This is a genomic window from Denitrobacterium sp. (assembly GCF_056180635.1).
Map to the genome: position 1 here is coordinate 55,275 of NZ_JAZZJS010000081.1, position 23,867 is coordinate 79,141.

Genomic DNA, 23,867 nt, shown 5'->3' on the forward strand with positions numbered 1-23,867 from the left:
GTTTTGTTGTAGAAAGGAAATGCAAGCATGGCTGAAGTGAAGTCACTTGAGCAAGCCGACGTCGCCGGCAAGCGCGTTCTGTGCCGCGTCGATTTCAACGTCCCCCTGAACGGTTCCACGGTTGCCGACGACACGCGTATCCGCGCCGCTCTTCCCACGATCGAATATCTGGTGGGGAAGGGCGCCAAGGTAATCCTCATGAGCCACCTGGGCCGCCCCGCGGGCACGGGCTTCGAGGAGAAGTTCTCGCTGGCCCCCGCCGCCGCGCGCCTGGCAGAGCTGGTAGACGCCCCCGTCACCTTCGCCGCCGACACGGTGGGCCCGCATGCCCATGAAGTCGTCGACGCCATGGAAGACGGCCAGATCGTAGTGCTCGAAAACCTTCGTTTCGACAAGCGCGAGAAGAAGAACGACCCCGCCTTCTGCGAGGAGCTCGCCAAGCTGGGCGACCTGTACGTGAACGACGCCTTCGGCACCGCGCATCGCGCCCACGCCTCCACGGCGGGCGTTGCCGCGCTTCTGCCCGCATACGCCGGTTACCTCATGCTTCGCGAGGTTGGCACGCTCTCCAGCATGCTCGACGAGCCCAAGCGCCCGTTCGTGGCCATCCTTGGCGGCTCGAAGGTCTCCGATAAGGTGGGCGTCATCGATGCCCTCATCGGCAAGGCCGACACCATCATCATTGGCGGCGGCATGTGCTTCACGTTCCTGCTCGCACAGGGCAAAGCCGTGGGCACCAGCCTCAAGGAAGTAGACTGGGTCGAGCGCGCGGCTGGCATGATCGAGCATGCCAAGGAAGCCGGCGTGAAGCTCCTTCTGCCGCAGGACGTCGTGGTTGCCGACCGCTTCGCCGAAGATGCGAACACCGCTACGGTTTCCGTCGACGAGATCCCCGAGGACATGATGGGCCTCGACATCGGCCCCGAAACCGAGAAGCTGTATGCCCAGGCCATTGCCGAGGCGGAAACGGTGTTCTGGAACGGTCCCATGGGCGTGTTCGAGATGGCCGCGTTCGAGCACGGCACCAAGGCGGTTGCCCTGGCCGTTGCCGAAAACGAGCAGGCCGACACCATCATCGGTGGCGGCGACAGCGTTGCCGCAGTGAATAAGTTCGACCTTGGAAGCAAGATGACGTTCATCTCCACCGGTGGCGGCGCTTCCATGGAACTGGTGCAGGGTCTGGCCCTGCCCGGCGTTGAGGCTCTTAAGGAGGCTTAATCATGCGCAAGCCCATGATGGCTGGAAACTGGAAGATGAATAAGACCTGGGCCGAGTCCACCGTGCTCGCCCAGGGTATTTCCAATCGCTACGACGTCCATTGGGAAGATGTCGACGTCGTGCTCTGCCCGCCGGCCTGCAATCTGAAGGCCGTGCACACCGTGCTGGAGTTCGACCGCCGCGACATCCACGTCGGCGCGCAGAACTGCCATTGGGAAGAGGGTGGCGCCTTCACGGGCGAGCTCGCCATTCCCATGCTCGAAGACATTGGCGTCGATCATTGCATCGTAGGCCATTCCGAGCGCCGCGAATACTTCGCCGAAACCGACGAAATGGTTAACCGCAAGGTAATCGCCCTGCTCAAGCATGGCCTCACGCCCATCGTGTGCGTGGGCGAATCGCTCGCCGTGCGCGATGCGGAAACGTACATCGACTTCGTATGCAACCAGGTGCGCGCGGCCTTCGCCGGCCTCGAGCCCGAGGAAGCCGCCAAGTGCGTCGTCGCCTACGAGCCCATCTGGGCCATTGGCACGGGCCGCACCGCCACCCCCGAGCAGGCGCAGGAAGTCTGCGCCGCCATCAGGGCCGCTCTCGCCGATGCGTTTGGCCAGGATGTGGCCGATGGCATGCGCGTGCTATACGGTGGCTCCATGAAGCCCGCAAACGTCGAGGGCCTCATGGCCCAGCCCGACATCGATGGCGGCCTTATCGGCGGCGCGGCGCTTTCCGCCGATTCCTTCGCCGAGCTAGTCGAAGCGTGCCTCAAGTAGCACGGGAAAGAAGTTCAAGTATGGATACAAGCAAGCTTCATCTGCCCGCAGCCCTCATCATCATGGATGGCTTCGGCATCGCCGAACCGGGCCCGGGCAATGCGATTTCGCTTGCGAAGACGCCCAACCTCGACCATTTGCGCGAAACGGCCTCGAACATCCAGATCCAGGCATCTGGCGAGTACGTGGGTCTGCCCGATGGCCAGATGGGCAACTCCGAAGTGGGCCATCTGAATATCGGTGCCGGCCGCATCGTGTATCAGGAGCTCACGCGCATCAACAACGCCTGCCGTAGCGGCAGCATCGCCGAAAACGAGAAGCTCCTGGCTGCCATGCAGCGCGTGAAGGAAGCCAATTCCGTGCTGCACGTTATGGGCCTCACCTCCGATGGCGGCGTGCATTCCAGCAACGAGCATCTCTATGCGCTGCTGAAGATGGCTGCCCAGCACGAGGTGCCCCGCGTTTTCGTGCACTGCTTCATGGATGGCCGCGATGTGCCTCCCGCTAGCGGCAAGGGCTACATCGAGGAACTGCAGGAACGCATCGCCGAGTACGCGACGCCTGCCTGCCAGATTTCCATCGCGTCCATTTCCGGCCGCTACTACGCCATGGACCGCGACAATCGCTGGGAGCGCGTGAAGCTGGCGTTCGACGCCATCGCGCACGCGGAACCGCGCAGCGAGCTTTCGCCCGAGGCGTTTATGCAGGCCAGCTACGATAGCAATGTAACCGATGAGTTCGTGGTGCCCGGTTCCTTTGCCAACCGCGGCGTTGAAGACGACGATGCCATCATCTTCTTCAACTTCCGCCCCGACCGCGCGCGTCAGATTACGCATGCGTTCGTCGATGCGCAGCCGTTCGAATCGTCGTCGTTCCCGCGTCCGTACTTCGTGTGCCTCACCGAGTACGATCCGGAAATCCCCGCAGACATCGCGTTCCAGAAGGAATTCCCCGAAAACGTGCTCGCCGACGTGCTTTCCGCCGCCGGCCTGAAGCAGTACCACATCGCCGAGACGGAAAAGTACGCCCATGTGACGTTCTTCCTGAACGGTGGCATCGAAGCCTCGAAGGCGGGGGAGCGCCGCCAGATCATCGACAGTCCCAAGGTCGCCACGTACGACCTGAAGCCCGAGATGAGCGAGCCTGCCGTGGCGCAGACGCTCGCCGATGCCATCGATGCCGATACGGCCGATGTCTACATCGTGAACTTCGCCAACTGCGACATGGTGGGGCATACGGGCTCCATTCCGGCCGCTACCGCGGCCGTAGAGGCCGTAGACGCTGGTGTGGGGCAGGTTCTTGCCGCCATCGAGCGCAAGGGCGGCGTGGCGCTCGTCACGGCCGACCACGGTAACGCCGACAAGATGATCGCGGAAGATGGCCAGCCGCACACGGCCCACACCACCAATCCCGTTCCTCTGTTTCTGGCCGATTACGCCGGCCTGGGATACGAGCTTGCGGAACCCGAGGGAGGATGCGGAGCGCTCTGCAATCTGGCGCCCACGCTCCTGCAGATGATTGGCCTGGATGCGCCCGAGGAAATGACGGCGCAAAGCCTGCTTGCATAGCATGCGTTTCACGGGAGTCCGCCATTCGTCGGCGGGCTCCCGTTCCATATTGGCCCCTCATGCGCCTTCTGGGGCGCTTATATGCCGCTGTAATGCGTAATTAGGGTGTGAAGCGTTGCCCTTACGTATGAATCGGCTATAATTTTGCTCTTGCAAGAAGTCGGCATACCGTTTGCCGTAGTCAAAGAGAAGAAAGAGTTTGCTTTGAATCCATTGCTTATTCTCGTCATCATCGCGCTGGTCATCTCTGGTGCGGGCCTGATCGTTTTCATCATGCTTCACTCCGGTAAGGGCACGGGCATCTCCGACGCCATCGCCAGCTCGCTGTACTCCACCAGCTCTGGCACCAGCATCATCGAAAAGAACCTCGACCGCATCACGATTATCTTTGCCGTGGTGTTCCTGATTTCGCTCATCCTTTTGATGATTATTTATCCTCAGGGCACAATTGCTTAAAATTCTCGCTTGCAACGCGGAAAGTTGTGCTATAGTACCCCTCGTTGCTTTTCACGTCGGAGTGGTGGAACGGCAGACACGCTAGCTTGAGGTGCTAGTGCCCATTTCTCGGGCTTGCGGGTTCAAATCCCGCCTCCGACACCAGAACTTTCGAGCCGCCTTCGGGCGGCTCTTTTTATTTGCTATGCTATACGCCCCGGACTAGTTGTGCAGGAGTTGTGGAGCGATGCATATCGGGCGCGCAAAAAAATTAAGGCTGGTTTTCGCGGTTCTCTTCGCCGCTTTTGCCGCACTGGCCTGCTGCGTCTTCACATTTCGTACATCTTTTGTTCCGGGCATCGATTCGCTTCTTTTCGGCGATGTCGTCTTCGATGCGGGCGAGGGCGCCATCGATGGCAATCACTCCGCAAGCACCCATGCTTGGGCGTGGGAACGCGTCTGCATGCCAGAAGCGCATCGAGATGGCTATGTGCTTCTTGGGTGGGTGGACACCGCCTCGGGAGCCGTCTATGGCCCGAAGAGCGCGCGAACGGGATCGTCCACGACGCTTCGCGCATGCTGGCAGCTTGAGCGATACCGCGTAAACTACGATTTGGCGTGCGGCGAGCTTTCTGGCGCAGCGCCGTCTTCCTACTCAATCGACTCGAGCCCCATAGAGCTTCCCACGCCCCGTCGATATGCCTACGACTTCCTGGGGTGGCAGGTTGATGGGGAAGAGGGCCTTGTGAGCCATCTGGACCCGCTATGGGCCAGGGATGTGACCCTGCGCGCCGTCTGGTCGCCAGCGATAGACCTCCGGGCGTCCACGCTCTACCTGGGCGAGGGGCTTGGCGCCGTGCCGTACGTCTATTGCTACGGATGGGATACCGCTCCCGCGCAGGAGGCCGGCGTCTGGCAAGGCGTGGGGGATTCCAGCGATGGCGAGCCCACGTACTACATTGGCCACAATCCGGGCATCTTTTCGGAAGTCGCCGACTTCAGCGTTGGCGGCATGTTTGCCGTGTGCGACGACAAGGGCGAGCTAGGGTGCTATCGCATCGTGCGACAGGTGACGGTCTTGCATGACGGTACGGTATTCACACCCGAACTCGAGGCCATGGTTATGCCCAACGGGGAGTACGCCTCGCTTCAAACCTGTCGTCTCGACAATGTGTTCATGGATATCTTCGTGGGGAAGCGCATCGACGGATAGGGATTCCGATTGCATGCGTGGGTTCGCGCATATGCGGAATCGCGCATGCGCCACCTGGGCATTTAGAAGGGCCCTTTTCGCTCGATTCTCTCCAATTTGCCCATGTTTATGGCTGTTCACCTGGGATTATGTACGCAGCTACAAAAAATGAAATACCCTCTTGCCAGAAAGGGCGAGTCGCGTATAATACTTTCTTGCGCGCGGACATGGCTCAGTTGGTAGAGCACCACCTTGCCAAGGTGGGGGTCGCGGGTTCGAACCCCGTTGTCCGCTCCATTGTTCATGTGAGCCGGCCGAGCAATCGGCTGGCTCTTTTAAGCAAAACATGGCGACGTGGCCAAGTGGTAAGGCAGAGGCCTGCAAAGCCTTTACCCCCGGTTCGAATCCGGGCGTCGCCTCCATCTTTTTGCTCATGAACACTGCGCAGGGTTTTTCTAAAAAGGGTGTTTACAAAGCATCTGGTTCTGTTAGAATAACCCCTGCTGCAAAGCTAACGGGCGTTTAGCTCAGGGGGAGAGCGCTTCCCTGACACGGAAGAGGTCACAAGTTCAAATCTTGTAACGCCCACCACATGAAACACCAGGTCAGACTCTAATTCTGGCCTGGTTTTTTCTTCCCGAGAATAGCCGCGATGTCCCAGTACGTAGTCAGTACGTAATAGACAGGCATCCAATCTAACAATGAAGACGGAGACGCCTTACGCGCAGAGGTACGCCGTAAGCTGGTCGATTTCCTCTTCGGTCATGCCAGCCGATTTCAGGTAGGCACGGGCGCTGGCAGAAGGGTCTACGCTTGAGAGGTCCGCACCTTTCTCCACTCCGGCCATATGGCGGTACATGCTGTCGAACCTCTGCTCCTTGATGATGCGATACTTCTCGGGCGCGCTCAGCGCATTGATCTGGTAGTAGTTTTCGTACGTGGTCATGTAGTCATCCGCAAGCTGCTGATAGCTTGCTCCTGCAAGCGCCTCGAGTAGCATGCAAACGAATCCGGAGCGGTCTTTTCCCGAAGTGCAGTGGATGTAGACGGGGCCGTCGTGTTGCATGAGCTCTACCAGGCCCGCTGCCAGCTTCTGGCCGTACTTCTGGGATGTATAGGCGGCGTTCAAGTCAATCGCAACCACGTTACCCGCACTGCGAAGGCCCTCGAAATACGAAACGTCTATGCCAGCTTCAGCATCCTCTTCGAGAAAGCCGTCGATCTCCTCGTCGTTGTCGGCCAGGTCGAAATCCACGTGCACGCCCGCATCGGCGATGAGCGCATTCGCATATGCGGCCCGGTTGTTCTTGTTGTTTACCGGCGACGCCCCGCGGTAGAACGCGCCAGGCTTCAGGTTCCCACCCGAAAGCTCCCGGAAATTCGCGAAGGCGACATCGCTTGGATAGTCGGCTCGCTCGTCCGTGTATGACAGGTCGAGTGCCTCCTGGAGGGCGGAAAACGCGCCCGGCTCGGCTTGCGTGACGGTTGCGGTGTCGCCATCTTGCAGGCCGGCCGTCACCCATAGATCATCGCCGTAGAATACGCCAACTTCGATGTAGGGAAGGTCCTGAGAGCCAAGAAGCAACGCCTCGCCTGGTTCGACGAGGGTCCCGCTGTAGTACGGGAGCCCCTTGAGCGAATAGCCGTTCGAGAAGGTCACGTCCACGCTATCGCCGACCTCAAACCCGAGCGCATTGAAATCCGCAGGCGAAATTTCGATGTAGACGCCGTCGGACTTCGGGCTGTGCGAAACGGGGCAGCCCGAAAGCGTGGGAGCGGCGTTGGCTGCAGGGGAGGTTGCCTCCGGTTCGGTTGACGCCGTAGGGGACGTTGCGGCGCCGCCTGCGCAACTTGTCAGCACCAATAGAGCGCTTACGCAAAGAGTAAGGATGGCGAGAGGGAGTTTCTTAGCGGACATGACGTTCACCCCTTGAATGGCGTTCTCAGTTCTTGCTTCTGAGCTTTTCCTTGTCGATGGCGTGCATGGAGTTTGCGAACGAGCATTCCGCGGTGAAGCGAACGAACGTGCCGAAGGCCATTTCGACGTTCACCACGAAAACATTGGCTGCCATGAGGAGCCCAACGCAGTCGACGGGCAGCCCCAGCTGGCCCAGAATGATCGCGTAGGAAGCGGCAACGCCTCCGGGCACCTTGGGCGTCGCGATGGAGAGCTGGAATACCAGCACGAATAGAATTACGAGGCTCGTGGCATCGAAGGTCATACCTTGCATGCTAGCCACGGCGAACATGCCCACCACGAGCGGCACGATAACCGACGCAGCGAACATCGCAAAGCCAAGCGGCGCCCAGAAATTCACTATCGATTTGCGAATTCCCAGCTCATCCGAAGAGATGCGGAAGAATTCCCCCATAGCCGACGAGGTGCTACCCGTCGTGAGGGCAATGTACAACGCGGGCCACAGCTTGCGAACGAAGCGGATGGGGGAAATCCGCAACGAAGCCCTAACCCACACGAACATGCCCACGACAATGACCGCGACGCAGGCGAAGTTGACCACGACAATCAGGCCGATGTCCTTAAGGCTGGAAACATCGGTGGTCATGAGCACCTGAAAGACGGTCAGGAAGACCAAAAGGGGAAGGAGCTTGGAGAATATGAACATGATCTTGAACATCAGGGAGTTCAGCTCGACGACGAATTTCCTGATGATGGTCGAATGCTCGCCGAGCGCGAGGATGCAGACGCCAACGAAGGCGGACTCCACGGCAATTTGAAGGGAATTCCCCTCTAGGAAAGGCGATAAGAGGTTCCCCGGGATGGCGGAAAGAAGCAGGTTGAAGAGCTGGCTTGGGTTGAAGGACGTTTCCATCATGCCCACGGCGCCTCCGTAGAAAAGCGAGCTAACGACGACGCAAGCCGCGAACATGATGATCACCCACGCCATGATTCTCAGGATTGCGCGACTGCCCGTGCCCTTGAGGGTTGCTATGTCGCCTAAGGCGCAGATGCCCGAAATGAGCGATATGCTGAGCAGGGGGCCGGTAATCGCATGAAGCGCCCCCATGAGCGTGGATATGCAAGGCGCAACAACGCCCTCCGTAATCTCGCCGGCAAGGGTGGAATTGGCGTTGGATAAGACGAAATACGCAATGACGGAAAGCACCGTCGCCACAAGCAGGGGATTAGCCCAAGGCGCTCGCGCCTTCTCAAGACGCAGGTTGATGGCGACAATATTGCGCCCGCGCGCATAGCGATACGAGGGTGGTTCTACGTCCTTCTCCGCAAGAACCGCGAGGATGTTATGCTCGTCACCGAAGTCGTCGTCCGCTGAAGCGATTTCGAGGGCATTGAGCATTGGAGCTGCAACTTCAATCTGCGTAGACATCATGCCAAGCCGTTTGGTAATGGAGAATGTGACAATCGTTTGCTCGCCGAACTGCTCCTGGTAGCGCAAGAGCAGCTCCTCGAGAAGCAGGATTACCCTTAAAACAGTGCGCTTGGTTACGCCAGCTTCCGCAAGCGTAGCCGAGGCGGTGTCAACCACTGACGTGATATCAGCGTTGGTTAGCTCTATTTCTCTTTTAATGTTCTCTTTCGCGCCCATATTCCCGTTTGGCCCCCATGAAAACGGCTCTTGCCCGCGAAGACTGCCTAGCGGAAGAATCCGAATGCAAGGCTAGCGTCTTAATCGAGGACCTTCACCTGGTCAGCAGAGGCAACCTTGATGTATGCCACGCCATCATGCTCGTAGATCTCGCCCGTCACGCAAACCGTCTTGCCAAGATAGAGGTTCTCGGGGTCGCCTGGGAAATTGCCCCTGTTCTTGCCCAGGATGTCCATGCTGGCCCGGTGCTCGTCAGGGTATTCCGCACCAAGGTCGATATACGTGTGCTGCCCTTCGGTTTCCGGCAAGTATGAGGAGCCCTTAACGGGGCCATATACGCTCGCGGTCTCTCCAATGTGCGACAACGCCTCGGACCACTCGATGGCGCCATCGGGAATGGGGGCGACTTCGCTGGTTGCGGCGGAGCTTACCGAAGCGCTCGTGGCGCTATCTGACGTGCTCGTTTGACTTGCCTGTCCGCAACTGACCAGCGATATCGCCATCATGGCCGTTAAGGCGATTGTGGCCGCGATTGCAAGAAGGACGCGTCCCTTACCCGTAAGCTCGCCAAGTTGGTTCGAATTGACCCCCATCACACTCACCTCGCTGTGCCCGAGTTCAAACGGTTACCGTAATTATGCCATATGCATTCCTCCGAGCGTGGCAATGGGGTAACAGATTAGGGAGAGCCTACGTGCCCCCGAATCCGAATGCGAGATTGGAACGGGGATGCAAAGGGACGAGTTACCGACTTTATCGAATGCCATGTACGCTTGCGATTGACGTTATGGGCGTTTTGTACAACGCCCTTGAATAACGCCGGCTTTGTTGACAATTGGTATGGCATGTCTACAATTTCACTTCATGCCGTGTGTGCGCGGCAAAGGTCGACTAGGTAGGGTAGTCGACCGCCGATTCATTGATTGTTCGAAACGCAAATAGACGTGTTCGACCCATCGCCTACGGGCGGTATATTTGCGCGCGTAGAACGCATAGGAGGGGGTGAAAATGAATCGCCACGTGCTAACCAATAGGGCAGTGCTGTGGACGGTATTGATAACGGCATTTGCCTTTGTTGTCTGCCTGTCCACGACGTTTGCCTTTGCAGATGTAACGGAAGCTAGCGATTCAGCTATCCAAAACGAGGTTTCGATCGGCGAAGCGATTCAATCGCATGCCGAAGAGGCGGATGCCGAAACCAATGCAATTCCGAATGACACCGCAGATGCCTCTGCGGACGATGATGCTGATGCGTACGAAGGGGATTCCCAGGCTCTAGCCGCACCGAGCGATAACTCCAATCAGATAGCTCCTGCGAGCGGAGCAAACCAGGCCCCTCGGGCGGCGCTTTCCGCCCAGAGCGACCTTACGACGATGGATGCGGATACCACCGACTGGGAATTCACCGTCAACGCCGCAACGGGCTATGCAGAGATAACCGGCTATGCGGGCACCCTTGGAAGCGACGGGGCTTTGGTGGTTCCGGCGACCGTAACGAAAGATGGCATTACCTATAAGACCATCGTCAAGAATAGCTCCTTCGGCAGCCTCAAGGAGACGCTCAAGAGCGTGGTATTCGAAGAGGGCGTCAAATTCAATGATGCCAGTCGCGTCTTCAAGGATTTCAATAACCTCGTTTCCGTCTCCGTCCAAGGCGATGGACTCGATTTGAGCGAGTGCACTTCGCTCAAGGAAATGTTCCGGGGATGCTCGAATCTTGAAATCGTCAAGCTTGGTGCGGTACATGCGGGTTCTAATACGAGCACGGAATCGATGTTCTCCGGCTGCAAGAATCTGGCGAATCTCAGCTACACGAGTTGGAATATGAGCAAAGTCCAGAAGATGAACGAGATGTTCCGTGGCTGCGAAGCGCTTACCACGCTCGATGTTGCCGATTGGGATACGAGCAGCGTGACGAACATGGTTAACGCGTTCCACGACTGCAAAAGCCTGACCACGCTCGACGTGTCCAACTGGGACGTGAGCAAGGTAACCACTCTGGAAAGCGCATTCCATAATTGCGAGGCGCTTACCACGCTCGATGTGTCCAACTGGAATACGGGTAACGTGACGAACATGGTTAACGCGTTCCATGGCTGTAAAAGCCTGACCACGCTCGACGTTTCCAACTGGGACACGAGCAACGTGACGAACATGAGCAACCTGTTCAATGGCTGCGGGAGCCTCACTGCGCTTGACGTTTCCAACTGGGACGTGAGCAGCGTGACTAACATGTCGCAAACGTTTGAATCCTGCAAATCGCTCAACGCGCTTGACGTGTCCAACTGGGACGTACGCAATGTAACCACGTTCGCATACGCTTTCGAGGGCATGCCCGCAACAACCGTTCTTGATCTGAGGAACTGGGAAGCGACGAGCGTAAGCGCAGAAGCCGTTCTCGTCGATGGCATGTGGAAAGCGGGCGGTTGGCTTAGGGCATTCCGCGGCCCCAGGCTACTCGTGAACGACGGCCAGATGAAGGCGAGGATAGCCTCTCCCAACGAGGATGGCAAGTACCTTGGCTTCGACGTCCGCGGTAGCTATGGCGTCTTCCTGGAGGACTCCATGGAGCGCGTGTACTGCCTGAACATGGGCATTCCCACGCCTGCTGGAAATTGGTTCACCAAAAGCTCCGAATCCCTCACGCCAGAAGGCCTAGAGCGTCTGGCGGGGCTAATCGCCGACACCAAGCTCGACAACGAGGAACGTTGGAAGAAGATCGCCGCCGCGATTACGTTCTTCGGCAACGTGATCGACAATGACGTGCAGAATACGCTCCAAGATGTTATCTGGTATTACTCCGACGGTCATCACAACCCCGTAACCGGGGAAGACGTGCCGCTTTCGGATAGCGCCCAGGAAATGCTCGCATTCGTGGAGGCCAACTGGCAGACCATCGACTACAGTCAGACGGTGATCAACTTCTACGATTCGGGCACGAACCCCACGGTTCCCGACCCCGAGTTTGGGTACTCGAGCAAGTACCAGAATATGATCAGCCTTTCCACGGCCAAGAGCACGCTTCACAAGAACGCTGGCTCGATCAAGATTACCAAAGAGATCGCGACGGATTCCTACAAGGATACCGACCAGGAATTCACCTTCACGGTGAAGCTCCTGAATGTCGACGGAACGCCCTACACCGAAGAATACGTCATGTTCGTTCATTCCAAGAGCGATGAGGAGAAGATGGAGATCATCTCTCCCGGCATGGATGGCATCACGACGCTCACCATCAAGGGCGAAGGCGAGGCCGTGCTTTCCAACCTGCGCCCCGGCGCCACGTACTCCATTACGGAGCCCTCCATCGAGGGGTGGCTCATGGTTGGTTCCGTGAATACCGAGGGAACAATCGTCGCAGATACGACCTCGCTCGTAACGTTCACGAACGACAGCGCCGACGCCGAGACCTCCGCCACCGTAAAGAAGGTCTGGGACGACGAGGATAATCGCGACAAGATTCGCCCAGAATCGATCACCGTCACGCTTTCCAATGGCACCAAGGTCACGCTGAACGAGGAAAACGGCTGGACTGCCACCGTCGACCATCTTCCGAAGTACGCCAATGGCCAGGCCATCGCGTACACGTGGTCCGAAGACGACATGCCCGAGGGTTACACGCTTTCCAATACGTCGGTTGATGGAACCGTAACGACGCTCACCAATTCGCATGAGCATGGGGAAGAAGCGGGGAAGGGCGAATCGGGCGGCGGTGCCAAGGCCGCATTTGCCGGAAGCCGCATGGCAAACACTGGCGATGACGCCGCTCTGCTGCCGTTGGCAATCGTTGCTTTCGGTGCCTTTGTCGCACTTGCCGCAGCTCGCAGCAGGCTGAATAAGCGTTAGTCGCATACTCGCGCATTGAGCGTTTACGAAGCCCGGGGGTTCGCATGAGCCCCCGGGCTTTCTTGCATCGCGCGTCTTGAAAGAGATTTTTGCCGTTCACCCAATGTCATATTACGAATACCATACGACTGGCATGCGCCATGGGGCGGAGAAGGCTTTCGGCGTATAATAAATAGCTGGCCGAAAGGCCAGTCGTTTCCTGCGATGTGAGGAGGATACCATGTGCTTCAGGCCAATGGCAGTAGACAATAACAGGAATGGCGACTCTCGCGGCGCATGCCCCACCTGCGGCATGCCCGTAGCGGCAGAGGAAGGCGTGTCGAGCGGCACGTGCCCACATTGCGGCTCCGCAATTCCGCCCAATGCCCCCGAAGAGCCCTCTTCGAGCTCGCACGAGAACGGTCGTATCCTGTAATACCAGTCTGAGCCAATCCAGACTTAGGCACGCCTGATGTCGAGGTCAATGACCCGACTATGAGGTTGTGCGCCACGACAAGAGACGTTACCGCATTACGCAAACGTCGAACATAGTTGAACGAAACTGCGGCCCGAGTCAAACGACTCGGGCCGCAGCATTGCGAGGTTGTTCGCAGAACGGAAAACGCTATTCTGCTTCCGCTCCAGTGGCGTTGAGCTTCTGGATGAGCCAATTCTGAACGCCGATCAGCTCGATGAGCTCGAGGTCCTGATTGGTTTCCTGCAGGTCGCCATCCTCGTCGATGAGGTACGCCTTCATATCCTCATACGCCACGAAATCGGATGCGAAGATTGGCATCATCTCGGTGACCTGGGCAATGCCTTCTTCGGAAACCCGTTTTTCGTTCTTCAGGTACTCCACGATGTCGTCGAAGACCTGAATTTCGGGACGCGCTTCGATCTTCACGTCTCCACCGAGGTCGAGGATGCGGTTGACGAACTTCTCGACCCAGGCCATCTCCTCCTCGGCGTGGGCTGCATACTTGTCGGCCAGCGCGCTCAGCCCCTTGCTGCCGAACACGAGCCCATGGATGCGATGACCGAAGCTCTGCTCGGAAAGCCCCATCGCGACCGCCTGCAATGCCTGGATTTCCGCGGTATGGTCTGCCATATGATGCTCCCTTCATCAGGTCTTGCATTCTTTTGCAATCGGCGGATTCGCATGGAACCCCACCGAGAAAAGCCACGTGACAAGCAAAGAAACACATGAAGCAATAGGCGCGACGCATTAGCCGTCACGCCGTTCCCCCTGGACGTAGACTAGCCCCAAACGCATGGGCTGGCTTCTTTCGTCACTCGTTTGTCACTTGTCAGCTAGCAGATAACGCAAGCGGGGAAGTGCATGTTGGCTGCGCGCGCCAGCGTAGCCCCTTTGTGGCCGCAGGATGGCGCACAAAGAGAAGGCGCCCGCGTAATGCGAGCGCCTTCTTTGCTGTATCACGCTTTGCGCTATCGATCGGGAGGGATACCGTCCGCGCAGCGTGATAGCGGGGAGAGGAGCGTTTACTTACCCAGGTATTCCGCGGCGTTCTTCATTGCCAGACGGCCGGAATTGATGGCCCAGGATGCCTGGGAACCCGGTGCGGTGGCAACGTCGTAGCTGTCGGCGTACAGGCTGCCGGTGTCGCAGCCGCCCACGTACAGGCCCTTGATGGGCTTGCGGTCGTCGTCTACGGCCTCGAGCTTCTCGTTGATTTCCAGGCCGCCAACCGTGGTGTAGTAGCCATCGGCGACTTCCAGAATCCAGAACGGGCCATTGTCGATAGGCGTGAGGTACTGCTTGGCCTTGCCGAAGATGGGGTCGGAACCCGAAGCGCAGAACTGGTTGTACTCGTCGACGGTGGCCTTCAGCGCTGCGGGGTCGAGCTTCACGGCCTTGGCCAAATCCTCGATGGTATCGGCCTTATGCACCGAATCGAGGCTCTCGAGTTGGCTGCGTGCATCCGACATGGGCTTACCGGGGGTGCCGAACGTGAACACCGTGCCATACGGCCCGTTCTGCTCCCATGCGGCAAGATCCTGCTCGCGGAAGATGACGTACGTGAGCTCCTGGTCGCGACAGGCAATGCCGCCGGCTGCGAAGTTGCCGATCCACAGGTCTTCGGCGATGAAGCGCTTGCCCAGCTGGTTAACCCACAGCGTGGGCTGCACCGAGGCGGAATAGGCATCGGTTGCCCACTTGGCGCCAATGGCCGCCGGACCGCACCACATGACCGTGCCATAGCCTTCGGAAAGCGCAACGCCCGCGTCGACGCCCATGCGAATGCCGTCGCCATCGCGGCCGGGCGTTCCCAGCGAAACGAGGTTCTCGTTAACCGTGTACGGCGACACGGAATGCAGGAAGTCCATGTTGCTCGAGAAGCCACCCGAGGCAATCATCACCACGGAAGCGTTCACCTGGATGACCTTGCCATCGCTGCTTTCGGCAATAACGCCCTTCACCTCGCCATTCTCCACGAGAATCTTCTTGGCAGCGGTGGACTTCATGATCTTGGCCGAGGTGGCTTCCGTAGCCTTGCGCAGGCTCGCGGTGAAGTACGATCCGGGGCTGGAAGCGCTCTCATCGTAGTAATACACGTGCCACGCCAGGTTTCCGCCGTAGTCGACGACGGCGCGGAACGTGCAGCCATGGTCTTCGCACCACTGAATGGTCTCGGCCGTCTGGCTGAAGAAGTTGTAATACAGCTCCGTCGAGGGGATGTAATGATGGTAGTTCACGCAACGACGCACGGCTTCGCCAACCGTGCCCGTGTCGCCCGCTTCCTTCTGCCAATGCGACTCGACGCCAAACATGCCCTCGGTGGCGCTGAAGGCGCCGCCCAGCTCGCCGGCCTTCTCCAGAAGGACGACGTCCATGCCGAGCTCGGTCGCCTCGATTGTAGCCGCCATGCCGGTGCCGCCACCGCCGATGATGCAGACATCGGTGTCGATGGTTTCAGTGGGCGATCCCACGGAATCGAGAGCCCACACATCGGCTTCGGCCTGTTGGGCGATGACTTTGGGAACCGACGCATCGGCGGTTGAGGTAGACGTGGACGTCTTGCTGCCGGAAGACGCCGGCTGCGACGAGCAACCTGCAAGTCCGGCAGCCGCAATGCCTGCGGCGGTTATTCCCGCGCCAGCGAGAAAGCCCCTTCGAGAAATGCGATTCTCCATTATGTATCCTCTCTCCCTTTTCCCTTGCTTACTGCATTTGGGCAAAGTTCCTAATGAATGGAACTTCTAGTACAATGGTGGCATTCGCGTTTGTGGCATACCAGCAACTGTTTGTCCGTATGCAACAACCTGCAGTTTTCGCGAACCATAGAGAAGCGCCTGCTGAATCTTCGACTGGAGGGGGAGAGGGTATGAGGCTGGAGCAGCTCACGTATTTCGCGCTGACGTATCAATTGCGAAGTTACGCAGCGGCAGCGAAACGTATTCCCATGACGCCGCAAGGGTTGTCCAAATCCATGCATTCACTCGAGGCTGAACTGGGAGTTCCCTTATTCAACATGAACGAGAACGGCGATTTGGAGCCAACGCCCTACGCCGATGACGTGTTCGTGTTCGCGCATCGCTACGACACGGGCTACTCATCGCTGAAGGACACGCTCCAAAGGCGTCTGGCGGAAGAGGAAAACCGCATCGACATCGGCATTTCCCTGGGAATCCTGGGCTATCTTGGCCCCGATTTCGTGGAGGGCTTCTCGCGCGAGCACCCCGACATCGAGCTACGCTATCACGAGGTGAGCGACATCGCCTGCGATGCACGCCTGCGCGACGGCACGTACAACCTCGCATTCACCATTGCGCCGTACGACTCCGATTTCATCACGAGCGAGCTCTATACCACGCCAATCGTCTTCTGGGTGGAAGCGAACGACCCACTGGCAAAGAAGGAGTCGCTTTCCATCAAAGACTTCGAGGGCAGGAGCGTCGCCATTCCCGGCAGCGATTTCAAATGCTACTCGTCGTTCGCGTCGTGGTGCTCGGACGCCGGCGTGGAATCGAACGTCTCGTACACGTCGGCTGAAATATTCCGGCTCTTCGATTACGCACGTCAGGGGCTTGGCCTGAGCTTCTCAGCCGAACATCTCACCAAGATGCAGATCTTCCGCGATAACCGCGAAGTGGCCGCCGTGCCCCTGGAAGACGCCTATTGGAGCTTCGGCCTTTCGCGCATGCCCTCGCGGCCGCTCTCGATTGCCGAGCAGAAGTTCTACGACTACTGCCTACGCACGATTCCCATCGCATAGCGTGCGCCGCAGTGGGCGCTACAACCCCATATACTGCTTGATTTCGCGCTCGGGCTTCTTCAAGTACGTCGCGTAGATGCCGATGAGGGCCGCCTGCTCATACGTAAGGCGGCCTTCGTGGTAACCCATCATGGCGTCGAACGTGCGATTGGGAGGCACGGAGCCGCGCAGCGCGCGCATGATCTCGCGCTTCATCGTGTAGACCGGGCGCACCTTCAGGTTGTGCTCGTAGGCGAACTCCTCGATGTCCTCTTCGCGCGTGTCGTCACACGTCGCAACGAAGCACGAATCGCCCTCGATCATGAGGGGCAGCATCTTGCGCTCGATGAGGCGCTCGCGGTCGAATCGTTGCAGCGTATCGCGGTATCCCATCTTGTCGATCACGTTGTCGGGGAAGAACATGACGTGGCGCACATGGCTAAGCGCTTGCATCATCTGCGTTTCCGAGATGTACCCCTTGCGAATGAGGAATGACCCGATATGCTCGTTCGATTCGCGGTCCATTTCCTCGAGCGCGTCGCGAAAATCGTCGGCCGTGATGCACTTCTGCACGATGAGCGTGTCGCCAATGCGCCTGCGATAGCGCTGTAGCTGCTCGCTCGACAGGAACTCGTGGTCGGTCTTGGCCCACTTGACCTTCCGCGCGCCCTTCTTTTTCCTCTTCTCCTTGCGGCTCTTCACGACGCCACCGGGAAAGCGCATGCGAATGGCGCCCACCGTGGCGGCAAAGTTGACGATATTGCCGTAGATAAGGCGGATGGGAAAGAGGGGAGGCAACAGGCACCCGAAGAACGCGCTACGGAAGCCATACACGCGGTAGAGCGCGTACGCGCGCGTGAACTGGCGAATTACCATGATCGTGAACACCGTTACGGCTGCCGGGAAGATGGGCGAGTCCTCTGGGTACATCTGGTCGAGGCCGAACATCATCGAGATGATGCAGTACAGGGACGCGGCATAGCCCACGATGGGCATGAGGTTGATGAACTTCGACTTCGCGTCCTGATAGAGCGAGTAGCGACCCATGAGCGAAAGGCCCTTAGTTGCGAAGACGTTCTTCAGGCTGATGGACTGCATCGTGATGCCGTACGTCCAGCGCGTTTTCTGACGCACCGCCGCATGGAACGTCGCGGGGAACAACGCGCGCGTCGTGATGAAGTCGTCCTTGATCTTGCCGTTGTTCATAACGCGCGGCAGGCGTTCGAGCACGTAATGAAGCTGGATGCCCTTCTCGTACAGGCGCAGCGAGAGAAGGTAGTCCTCCGTCAGGCTGTCGCGCGGAAGGATGTCCTCGCCATTGAAGCGCTCGATGAGGTTACGCGAGAGGGCGAACCCCGTGCCCGCGCACGGCACGAACGCGCCTAGGTTCCTGCGCGCCACGAGCGTCGTGAAATGGTGCTCGGCGAATTCGTCGGCGTAGGTGCCCGTGGTGAGCTGGCGGAAGAAGTTCTTGAAGCGAGGCATTTCCATGATGGGGAAGACGGGGAACTGCAACGCGTCGTGCTTGTCGATGAGGTAGTTCGTCGCCAGTAGCTCGTAAGCATGGATGACGTCTTCCGAATCGTGCACGGTTAGTGACGCGAAGCGAATGTCATGCTCTCGCTCGTATTCGCCAATCTGCTTGATGACGTAGTTGATGTTCTGGGCCTTCGTGGTGGGTCCCTCGAGGTAATTCACGATGGGATGCACGTTCGGGTAGCGCTCTGCCGCCGATTCCACCGCCTCGATGGTGTCTGGGTCGTTCGGATACACGCCCACGAACAGGTGGTACATCGACTTCGGATAATCGGCCGTACTCATGAAGCTCTCGATTACGTCTTCGATGACGTTCGACTCGTGCCATGCCGCAATGCATATGGCGAGCATTTTCGGGGGGGTAGCGCGCAGCGCTTCGAAGTCGAGCGTATCCTTGCTCGACCTGCTATGCCTGATGCGCGAAAAGAACGCGATGATATCCCAAATGGCATCGTCGATGCCGCACACCAGGAATACGAATATGGTAAATGCCCCGAATCCAACTATAAAAGTATGAAAATCCATTCAGCACTCCTGCAGTAACATTTAAAGTCTTGTATTCTGCAGGGCGGTTGTGAAGGGCTATTGAGATTCGCATTTTCGACATGGTGGGCATTTCGTGAATATGGGATAGCAAATACACCATATGGATGACCCCACTCGCATTACCGCATGTCACGCGCTTTTCAGCGTTCAACCTTCTTCGTACGTACATCATTAATTGTGGGATGAATGCGCATAGGGTAGCGCGCGCTCGCGACCTGCTATACCTTACGCACGTAAGAGTTTCCCCTGGGGTTTGCAAAGGGAGTCATGGATCTAGCTCAGTTTTTTCTCGGCGGGCTGCCCGTTTGGTCGCTGCTGATTATCGGACCGCTGCTGTTTGCAGCCGGCTTCGTGGATGCCATCGGCGGCGGCGGAGGCTTGCTTTCCCTTCCCGCGTACATCCTGTGCGGCTTGCCATCGCACACGGCCATTGCCACGAACAAGATGTCTTCCTCGCTTGGCACCACCGTTGCCACAATTAAATATGCCCGTCGCGGGTATATGGACTGGAAGCTCTGCATTCCCTGCGTGATAGCCGCCATCGTAGGTTCGTACATCGGGTCGAACCTCGTGCTGCTCACAAGCGACCGAGCCCTGCTCATCGTCATGCTCGTGGCGCTTCCCGCCGTGGGCGCCTACGTGCTCTTCAAGAAGGACATCTCCCCGAAGACGCCCGCGTTCCCACGCAGGAAGACCCTGGTGCTCTGCATGGGCATCGCCTTGGTTATTGGCGCATACGACGGCTTCTACGGCCCTGGCACGGGCACCTTCCTCATGCTGTTGCTGATGGGCGTGGCCAGGCTCGACGTCTTCAAGACCGCCGGCGTGACCAAGAGCATCAACCTCACCACGAACATCACGTCGCTCGTCGTGTTCCTTGCCAATGGGGAAGTGCTCATCGGCCTGGGGCTTCTTGCCGGCCTGTTCAATATCGCGGGCAACTATTTGGGCGCTACGTACTTCTCCAACAAGGGCGTGGGCATCGTGCGTCCCATCGTGCTCGTGGTCATCGCCATCTTCCTCGTGCGCATTTCGCTGCAGATTGCGGGCATCGCATAGCAAACGTGTTTGCTTTGTGAACGCAAGAGCCCGCACAAGCCGTCTACCCCAAGAATTGCGCCGCCTGCATGCGGGGAAGGGGCGGGCTTTTCCGTCTACCGAGAAATTATGTGGCTGAACAGCCCCACTATCGAGCGATGGAGCACCATTTGATACTCTGTCTACGGTGCTACAAGGCACCGTTTTTTATTGCATCGAGTTTATCGAAGGGGTGAAGCACGTGGAAATGATTGGTTTCCTGATTCTGTTCCCGCTGTTGATTGCAGCATTGCTGCTCTTCATCAAGAACAACGGCGCGCGAACGGTAATCGTATGCGGTGCGGCGGCCATCATCGCGCTGGCCACGCTCATATTCTGCATTACCAATGTTGCCACACCTGGCGTCTACATCGAATTCAGCTCGCAGATCATTGATTACATCTGCGCCCTGGCTAGCATTCTCATCGGTGTATGCGTCATCGCGTTCGCAGTGCGTTACAAGAACATCTGGGCGGGCGTGCTCGCGGGCATTCAGCTCGTCGCTTCACTCGTTTTCGAGTTCGGCTTCGCGCATGGCATTCCCGTGGTGCTGGGACTGTACTTCGACTCCCTTTCCGTGGTCATGGCCTTCATCATCGGCATCATCGGCACGGGCATCTGCGTCTACGCTCTGGGCTACATGGAAGACCATCAGCGCGAACACGCCGAGGAAAAGGACCGTCGCCCCATCTTCTTCGCGATCATGTTCCTGTTCCTTTCGGCCATGTACGCCGTGATCTTCTGCAATAACATGTCGTGGCTGTTCACGGCCTGGGAAATCACCACGGTCTGCTCGTTCCTGCTCATCGGGTACACGCGCACCGACGAAGCCATCAGGAATGCGTTCCGCCAGATCATCATGAACATCGCGGGCGGCCTGGGCTTCACCGTGGCGCTTTACTACTGCGCCATCGTGCTCGGAAAGCTGTCGTTCTACGAGTTCATCGCCATGGGCGCGTACAATCCGGCGCTCGTGGTCCTGCCCGTGTGCGCTCTGGCATTCGCCGGCCTCACGAAGGCCGCGCAGATGCCGTTCCACACCTGGCTTCTGGGCGCCATGGTTGCACCCACGCCCACCAGCGCTCTGCTTCACAGCTCCACGATGGTCAAGGCTGGCGTATTCATGCTGGTCAAGCTTGCGCCTGTGTTCGTTGTCTCGCTCGTGCCCTCGATGATGGTCATCCTGGTGGGCGGCATCACGTTCATGCTCGCGTCGTTCATGGCCATCAGCCAGAGTAACGCCAAGCGCGTGCTTGCGTACTCCACCATTGCGAACCTCGGCCTGATCGTCGCCTGCGCCGGCGTGGGCACGCCCGAGGCCATCTGGGCCGCCATCTTCCTCATCGTCTTCCACGCAATCGCGAAGTCGCTGCTGTTCCTGTGCGTCGGCACCGCCGAGCATCACATCGGCAGCCGCAACATCGAGGACATGGACCTGCTGTTCGAGCGCATGCCCAAGCTGGCTCGCCTCATGATGCTGGGCATCATGACGATGTTCATCGCCCCGTTCGGCATGCTCGTCTCGAAGTGGGCAACCCTCGTTTCCTTCGTGGAAATGAACCAGGTCGTGCTGCTCGTGCTCCTGGCATTCGGCTCCGCCGCAACCTTCATGTTCTGGGCCAAGTGGCTCGGCAAGCTTTCCGGCATCGCCGCGGAGAAGGAAAACGTCGAGCTCACGGTGAGCAAGACGGAATGGGCATCGCTCTACATCATGGCCGCCCTCATCGTTCTCTGCTGCTTCTTCCTGCCGGTCATCAGCGATTACTTCGTGCTGCCGTACATCGCCACGGTGTACGCGTTCCCCATGTCGGCACTGGGCAACGACATCCTGTGGATTACGGGCATCCTGGCCGTCGCTGTGGCAATCCTGCTGTTCGCCGGCCTTAACCGCAAGCCCGCCAACACCAAGAAGGCGAGCGTGTACCTGGCAGGCGTGAGCGCCGACAACGCGAACCGCGTGTACATCAACTCCATGAGCCAGCGCACCGAAGCCACGGCGCATAACTGGTATCTCGAGTCGCTGTTCGGCGAAAGCCGCATCAAGCCCCTGGGCGAGATAAGCTGCACGCTCATCATCATCGCCGCATTCGCCATGTCCATCGCCAGCATCACGGCCGTTTTCTAGAAAGGAGTGCATGAGATGGATCCCATTTTCGCGACAATCCTGAAGACCGTCATCGGCACGGTTCTCTTCGCCCTCATCGCACCCGTCGTTGGCTGCCTGCTCGCTGGCCTCGAGCGCATCATCAGCGCACGCATGCAGGGCCGCGTTGGCCCGAAGCTGCTGCAGCCCTATTGGGATGTGCGCAAGCTTCTGGAAAAGGAGCGCGTGAGCGTAAACACCGTCGAGGGTACCTATATCGCCGCGGCGCTCTTCTTCGCCGTGCTTGCGGGCGGCATCTTCTTCAGTGGCGGCAACCTGCTGCTATGCGTGTTCGTCATCACGCTTTCCAGCCTGTTCTTCATCATCGCCGCATATTCCACGCGTTCCCCGTACGCCGAAATCGGCGCAGCGCGCGAAACCATGCAGGTGATGAGCTACGAACCCATGGTCCTCTTCATGGCCATCGCGTTCTACCAGGTAACGGGCTCGTTCGACGTAAGCGACGCATTCGCGCTGCCGCATCCCATCATCTGCCTGGGCTTGGGCGCGTTCATCGGCCTCGCCTTCATTCTCACCATCAAGCTCCGCAAGAGCCCCTTCGACATCTCCGACAGCGGGCATCATGGGCATCAGGACATCGTGAAGGGCGTCACCACCGAGATGAGCGGCCCCACGCTCGCCAAGGTCGAGATCATGCACTGGGTCGAGGACGTGCTGTTCCTGGGCTGGGTTGGCATGTTCTTCGTCTGGGGCGGCCCCGCAACCATCATCGTCGCCGTTCTCTTCGCGCTGCTGATGTGGTTCCTGGAAATCTGGATCGACAACAACTTCGCCCGCGTGAAGTGGCAGCCCATGCTGAAATGGGCGTGGGCCGTGGCCCTCGTCGCCGGCGGCGTGAATATCGCAATACTGGCATTCATCTAAGAAGGAGGCTCACATGTCTTTTGCAAGCAAGTCCCCGAGGGTCATCCACTACGACGCATCGAGCTGCAACGGCTGTGACATCGAGGTGCTCGCAGCGCTGTGCCCGGGCTTCGACGCCGAGCGTTTCGGCGTGGTGAATACGGGCAACCCGAAGCATGCCGACATCTTCCTGGTAACCGGCAGCGTCAACGAGCGCAACATCCACGTCGTGCGCGAGATCTACAGCCAGATGGTCGAGCCGAAAGTGGTTGTGGCCTGCGGCTGCTGCGCCTGCACGGGCGGCGTCTTCCACGATTGCTACAACGTGCTGGGCGGCGTCGACAAGGCCATCCCCGTCGACGTGTACGCTCCCGGCTGCGCCGTGCGCCCCGAGGCGCTCATCGATGCCGTGGTGGAGGCCATCGGCATCCTCGACGAGAAGAGCGCGGCCATCAAGGCCGGCACGTACGTTCCGCCCGCATTGCCCGAAATCACGCGCGGTACGCCCATCGAAGAAGAAATCGCGAAGGGGGCATAATGGCCATCGAGCAGCATTTTCAAGATATCCAGCTCGCCGAGTTGCGCACGCTCGCGCAACGCCGCAGCAGCGAAGGCTGGCGCGCCGTTCAGACGCATTGCACCAACACCGATGACGGCATCGACATCACCTACACGTTCGAACGCGAAGGCGTCTACGAGAACTTCCGCATCCGCGGCGTGCAGAAGACCGACGAGGTTCCGTCTCTGCAAGACCTGTTCCTGGGCCTGTTCCCGTTCGAGAACGAGGCGCACGACCTGTTCGGCGTGAACATGACCGGCATGGTCCTCGACTTCCAGGGCGCATTCTACGACCTGGCCATCAAGGAGCCCATGACCGTCATCAGCCCCGAGCAGAAGGCGGCGCGCGAGAAGG

The 23,867-nt window shown here is 58.7% G+C and carries 20 protein-coding genes and 4 tRNA genes; 17 read left to right on the plus strand and 7 right to left on the minus strand.

Going from position 1 to position 23,867, the window contains the following annotated elements; all coding sequences use genetic code 11:
* Nucleotides 1–27: 27 nt before the first annotated feature.
* The 5 genes from AC04P6_RS07870 (at nt 28) to AC04P6_RS07890 (ending at nt 4,156) form a co-directional block, all read left to right on the plus strand.
* Nucleotides 28–1,218 carry a phosphoglycerate kinase gene (locus AC04P6_RS07870; RefSeq protein ID WP_475566071.1) on the plus strand — a complete coding sequence of 397 codons (1,191 nt, stop codon included), beginning with the start codon at nt 28–30 and terminating at the stop codon, nt 1,216–1,218.
* Nucleotides 1,219–1,220: 2 nt separating this feature from the next.
* On the plus strand, nt 1,221–1,988 hold the full coding sequence (tpiA, locus tag AC04P6_RS07875) for a triose-phosphate isomerase (protein WP_475566072.1): 768 nt from the start codon (nt 1,221–1,223) through the stop codon (nt 1,986–1,988).
* Between the two features lie 20 nt (nt 1,989–2,008).
* A complete protein-coding gene (gene gpmI, locus AC04P6_RS07880) occupies nt 2,009–3,556 on the plus strand; it encodes a 2,3-bisphosphoglycerate-independent phosphoglycerate mutase (RefSeq protein ID WP_475566073.1) in 1,548 nt (515 codons plus the stop codon).
* A gap of 204 nt (nt 3,557–3,760) precedes the next feature.
* The gene (secG, locus tag AC04P6_RS07885) at nt 3,761–4,012 is read left to right on the plus strand and encodes a preprotein translocase subunit SecG (RefSeq protein ID WP_066662419.1); all 252 of its coding nucleotides are present in this window, start codon (nt 3,761–3,763) and stop codon (nt 4,010–4,012) included.
* Nucleotides 4,013–4,067: 55 nt separating this feature from the next.
* A tRNA-Leu gene (locus tag AC04P6_RS07890) sits at nt 4,068–4,156 on the plus strand.
* A 106-nt stretch (nt 4,157–4,262) separates the two neighbouring features.
* On the opposite strand, the gene AC04P6_RS07895 is transcribed toward AC04P6_RS07890, so the two are convergent.
* Complete coding sequence (locus tag AC04P6_RS07895) at nt 4,263–4,415, minus strand: hypothetical protein (protein ID WP_475566074.1); 153 nt, start codon at nt 4,413–4,415, stop codon at nt 4,263–4,265.
* Nucleotides 4,416–4,454: 39 nt separating this feature from the next.
* On the opposite strand from AC04P6_RS07895, the gene AC04P6_RS07900 reads away from it, so the two are divergent.
* From AC04P6_RS07900 to AC04P6_RS07915, 4 genes are all read left to right on the plus strand, one after another.
* Nucleotides 4,455–5,204: a hypothetical protein gene (locus tag AC04P6_RS07900; protein ID WP_475566075.1), complete on the plus strand. Its 750-nt coding sequence runs from the start codon at nt 4,455–4,457 to the stop codon at nt 5,202–5,204.
* 200 nt (nt 5,205–5,404) lie between these two features.
* Nucleotides 5,405–5,480: transfer RNA gene (locus tag AC04P6_RS07905), tRNA-Gly, on the plus strand.
* Between the two features lie 51 nt (nt 5,481–5,531).
* Nucleotides 5,532–5,605, plus strand: a tRNA-Cys gene (locus AC04P6_RS07910).
* Between the two features lie 94 nt (nt 5,606–5,699).
* A tRNA-Val gene (locus AC04P6_RS07915) sits at nt 5,700–5,774 on the plus strand.
* Between the two features lie 127 nt (nt 5,775–5,901).
* Here the strand turns inward: AC04P6_RS07915 and AC04P6_RS07920 are convergent.
* The 3 genes from AC04P6_RS07920 to AC04P6_RS07930 all read right to left on the minus strand — a co-directional run bounded on the left by AC04P6_RS07920 (nt 5,902) and on the right by AC04P6_RS07930 (nt 9,342).
* Nucleotides 5,902–7,101, minus strand: a complete 1,200-nt coding sequence (locus AC04P6_RS07920; RefSeq protein ID WP_475566076.1) for a tyrosine-protein phosphatase — start codon at nt 7,099–7,101, stop codon at nt 5,902–5,904.
* Between the two features lie 25 nt (nt 7,102–7,126).
* Complete coding sequence (locus AC04P6_RS07925; protein ID WP_475566077.1) at nt 7,127–8,689, minus strand: dicarboxylate/amino acid:cation symporter; 1,563 nt, start codon at nt 8,687–8,689, stop codon at nt 7,127–7,129.
* A gap of 140 nt (nt 8,690–8,829) precedes the next feature.
* Entirely contained in the window at nt 8,830–9,342 is a 513-nt protein-coding gene (locus AC04P6_RS07930) for a hypothetical protein (protein WP_475566078.1), read from the minus strand.
* A gap of 427 nt (nt 9,343–9,769) precedes the next feature.
* On the opposite strand from AC04P6_RS07930, the gene AC04P6_RS07935 reads away from it, so the two are divergent.
* Both AC04P6_RS07935 and AC04P6_RS07940 read left to right on the plus strand, forming a co-directional pair.
* On the plus strand, nt 9,770–12,595 hold the full coding sequence (locus tag AC04P6_RS07935; RefSeq protein ID WP_475566079.1) for a BspA family leucine-rich repeat surface protein: 2,826 nt from the start codon (nt 9,770–9,772) through the stop codon (nt 12,593–12,595).
* Between the two features lie 235 nt (nt 12,596–12,830).
* Complete coding sequence (locus AC04P6_RS07940; protein ID WP_475566080.1) at nt 12,831–13,010, plus strand: TFIIB-type zinc ribbon-containing protein; 180 nt, start codon at nt 12,831–12,833, stop codon at nt 13,008–13,010.
* Between the two features lie 189 nt (nt 13,011–13,199).
* Here the strand turns inward: AC04P6_RS07940 and AC04P6_RS07945 are convergent, their stop codons facing one another.
* Nucleotides 13,200–13,682: a ferritin-like domain-containing protein gene (locus AC04P6_RS07945; protein ID WP_475566081.1), complete on the minus strand. Its 483-nt coding sequence runs from the start codon at nt 13,680–13,682 to the stop codon at nt 13,200–13,202.
* A 392-nt stretch (nt 13,683–14,074) separates the two neighbouring features.
* The gene (locus tag AC04P6_RS07950; RefSeq protein ID WP_475566082.1) at nt 14,075–15,727 is read right to left on the minus strand and encodes an FAD-dependent oxidoreductase; all 1,653 of its coding nucleotides are present in this window, start codon (nt 15,725–15,727) and stop codon (nt 14,075–14,077) included.
* Between the two features lie 191 nt (nt 15,728–15,918).
* Here AC04P6_RS07950 and AC04P6_RS07955 point away from each other — a divergent pair, with 191 nt between their 5' ends.
* Complete coding sequence (locus tag AC04P6_RS07955; protein ID WP_475566083.1) at nt 15,919–16,809, plus strand: LysR family transcriptional regulator; 891 nt, start codon at nt 15,919–15,921, stop codon at nt 16,807–16,809.
* Between the two features lie 18 nt (nt 16,810–16,827).
* Here AC04P6_RS07955 and AC04P6_RS07960 read toward each other — a convergent pair whose 3' ends face one another.
* Nucleotides 16,828–18,849, minus strand: coding sequence for a glycosyltransferase (locus AC04P6_RS07960; RefSeq protein ID WP_475566084.1), 2,022 nt, complete (start codon nt 18,847–18,849; stop codon nt 16,828–16,830).
* 288 nt (nt 18,850–19,137) lie between these two features.
* Between AC04P6_RS07960 and AC04P6_RS07965 the strand changes: the two genes are divergently transcribed.
* The 5 genes from AC04P6_RS07965 to AC04P6_RS07985 form a co-directional block, all read left to right on the plus strand.
* Complete coding sequence (locus tag AC04P6_RS07965; RefSeq protein ID WP_475566085.1) at nt 19,138–19,929, plus strand: sulfite exporter TauE/SafE family protein; 792 nt, start codon at nt 19,138–19,140, stop codon at nt 19,927–19,929.
* Between the two features lie 226 nt (nt 19,930–20,155).
* A complete protein-coding gene (locus AC04P6_RS07970) occupies nt 20,156–22,072 on the plus strand; it encodes an NADH-quinone oxidoreductase subunit 5 family protein (RefSeq protein ID WP_475566091.1) in 1,917 nt (638 codons plus the stop codon).
* Between the two features lie 15 nt (nt 22,073–22,087).
* A complete protein-coding gene (locus AC04P6_RS07975) occupies nt 22,088–22,975 on the plus strand; it encodes an NADH-quinone oxidoreductase subunit H (protein ID WP_475566086.1) in 888 nt (295 codons plus the stop codon).
* 13 nt (nt 22,976–22,988) lie between these two features.
* The gene (locus AC04P6_RS07980) at nt 22,989–23,492 is read left to right on the plus strand and encodes an NADH-quinone oxidoreductase subunit B family protein (protein ID WP_475566087.1); all 504 of its coding nucleotides are present in this window, start codon (nt 22,989–22,991) and stop codon (nt 23,490–23,492) included.
* Nucleotides 23,492–23,867, plus strand: a 376-nt coding sequence (locus tag AC04P6_RS07985; RefSeq protein WP_475566088.1) for an NADH-quinone oxidoreductase subunit C, incomplete at its 3' end; no start/stop codon positions are given. The genes AC04P6_RS07980 and AC04P6_RS07985, both read left to right, overlap by 1 nt.

Bases quoted from the DNA above. Each gene is read 5' to 3' on its own strand.
- tpiA (WP_475566072.1), top strand. From the start codon at position 1,221: ATGCGCAAGCCCATGATGGCTGGAAACTGGAAGATGAATAAGACCTGG.
- AC04P6_RS07950 (WP_475566082.1), bottom strand. From the start codon at position 15,727: ATGGAGAATCGCATTTCTCGAAGGGGCTTTCTCGCTGGCGCGGGAATA.
- AC04P6_RS07980 (WP_475566087.1), top strand. From the start codon at position 22,989: ATGTCTTTTGCAAGCAAGTCCCCGAGGGTCATCCACTACGACGCATCG.
- AC04P6_RS07955 (WP_475566083.1), top strand. From the start codon at position 15,919: ATGAGGCTGGAGCAGCTCACGTATTTCGCGCTGACGTATCAATTGCGA.
- AC04P6_RS07975 (WP_475566086.1), top strand. From the start codon at position 22,088: ATGGATCCCATTTTCGCGACAATCCTGAAGACCGTCATCGGCACGGTT.
- AC04P6_RS07965 (WP_475566085.1), top strand. From the start codon at position 19,138: ATGGATCTAGCTCAGTTTTTTCTCGGCGGGCTGCCCGTTTGGTCGCTG.
- AC04P6_RS07900 (WP_475566075.1), top strand. From the start codon at position 4,455: ATGCCAGAAGCGCATCGAGATGGCTATGTGCTTCTTGGGTGGGTGGAC.
- AC04P6_RS07940 (WP_475566080.1), top strand. From the start codon at position 12,831: ATGGCAGTAGACAATAACAGGAATGGCGACTCTCGCGGCGCATGCCCC.
- AC04P6_RS07920 (WP_475566076.1), bottom strand. From the start codon at position 7,101: ATGTCCGCTAAGAAACTCCCTCTCGCCATCCTTACTCTTTGCGTAAGC.
- AC04P6_RS07870 (WP_475566071.1), top strand. From the start codon at position 28: ATGGCTGAAGTGAAGTCACTTGAGCAAGCCGACGTCGCCGGCAAGCGC.
- AC04P6_RS07960 (WP_475566084.1), bottom strand. From the start codon at position 18,849: ATGGATTTTCATACTTTTATAGTTGGATTCGGGGCATTTACCATATTC.
- AC04P6_RS07945 (WP_475566081.1), bottom strand. From the start codon at position 13,682: ATGGCAGACCATACCGCGGAAATCCAGGCATTGCAGGCGGTCGCGATG.
- AC04P6_RS07930 (WP_475566078.1), bottom strand. From the start codon at position 9,342: ATGGGGGTCAATTCGAACCAACTTGGCGAGCTTACGGGTAAGGGACGC.
- gpmI (WP_475566073.1), top strand. From the start codon at position 2,009: ATGGATACAAGCAAGCTTCATCTGCCCGCAGCCCTCATCATCATGGAT.
- AC04P6_RS07970 (WP_475566091.1), top strand. From the start codon at position 20,156: ATGATTGGTTTCCTGATTCTGTTCCCGCTGTTGATTGCAGCATTGCTG.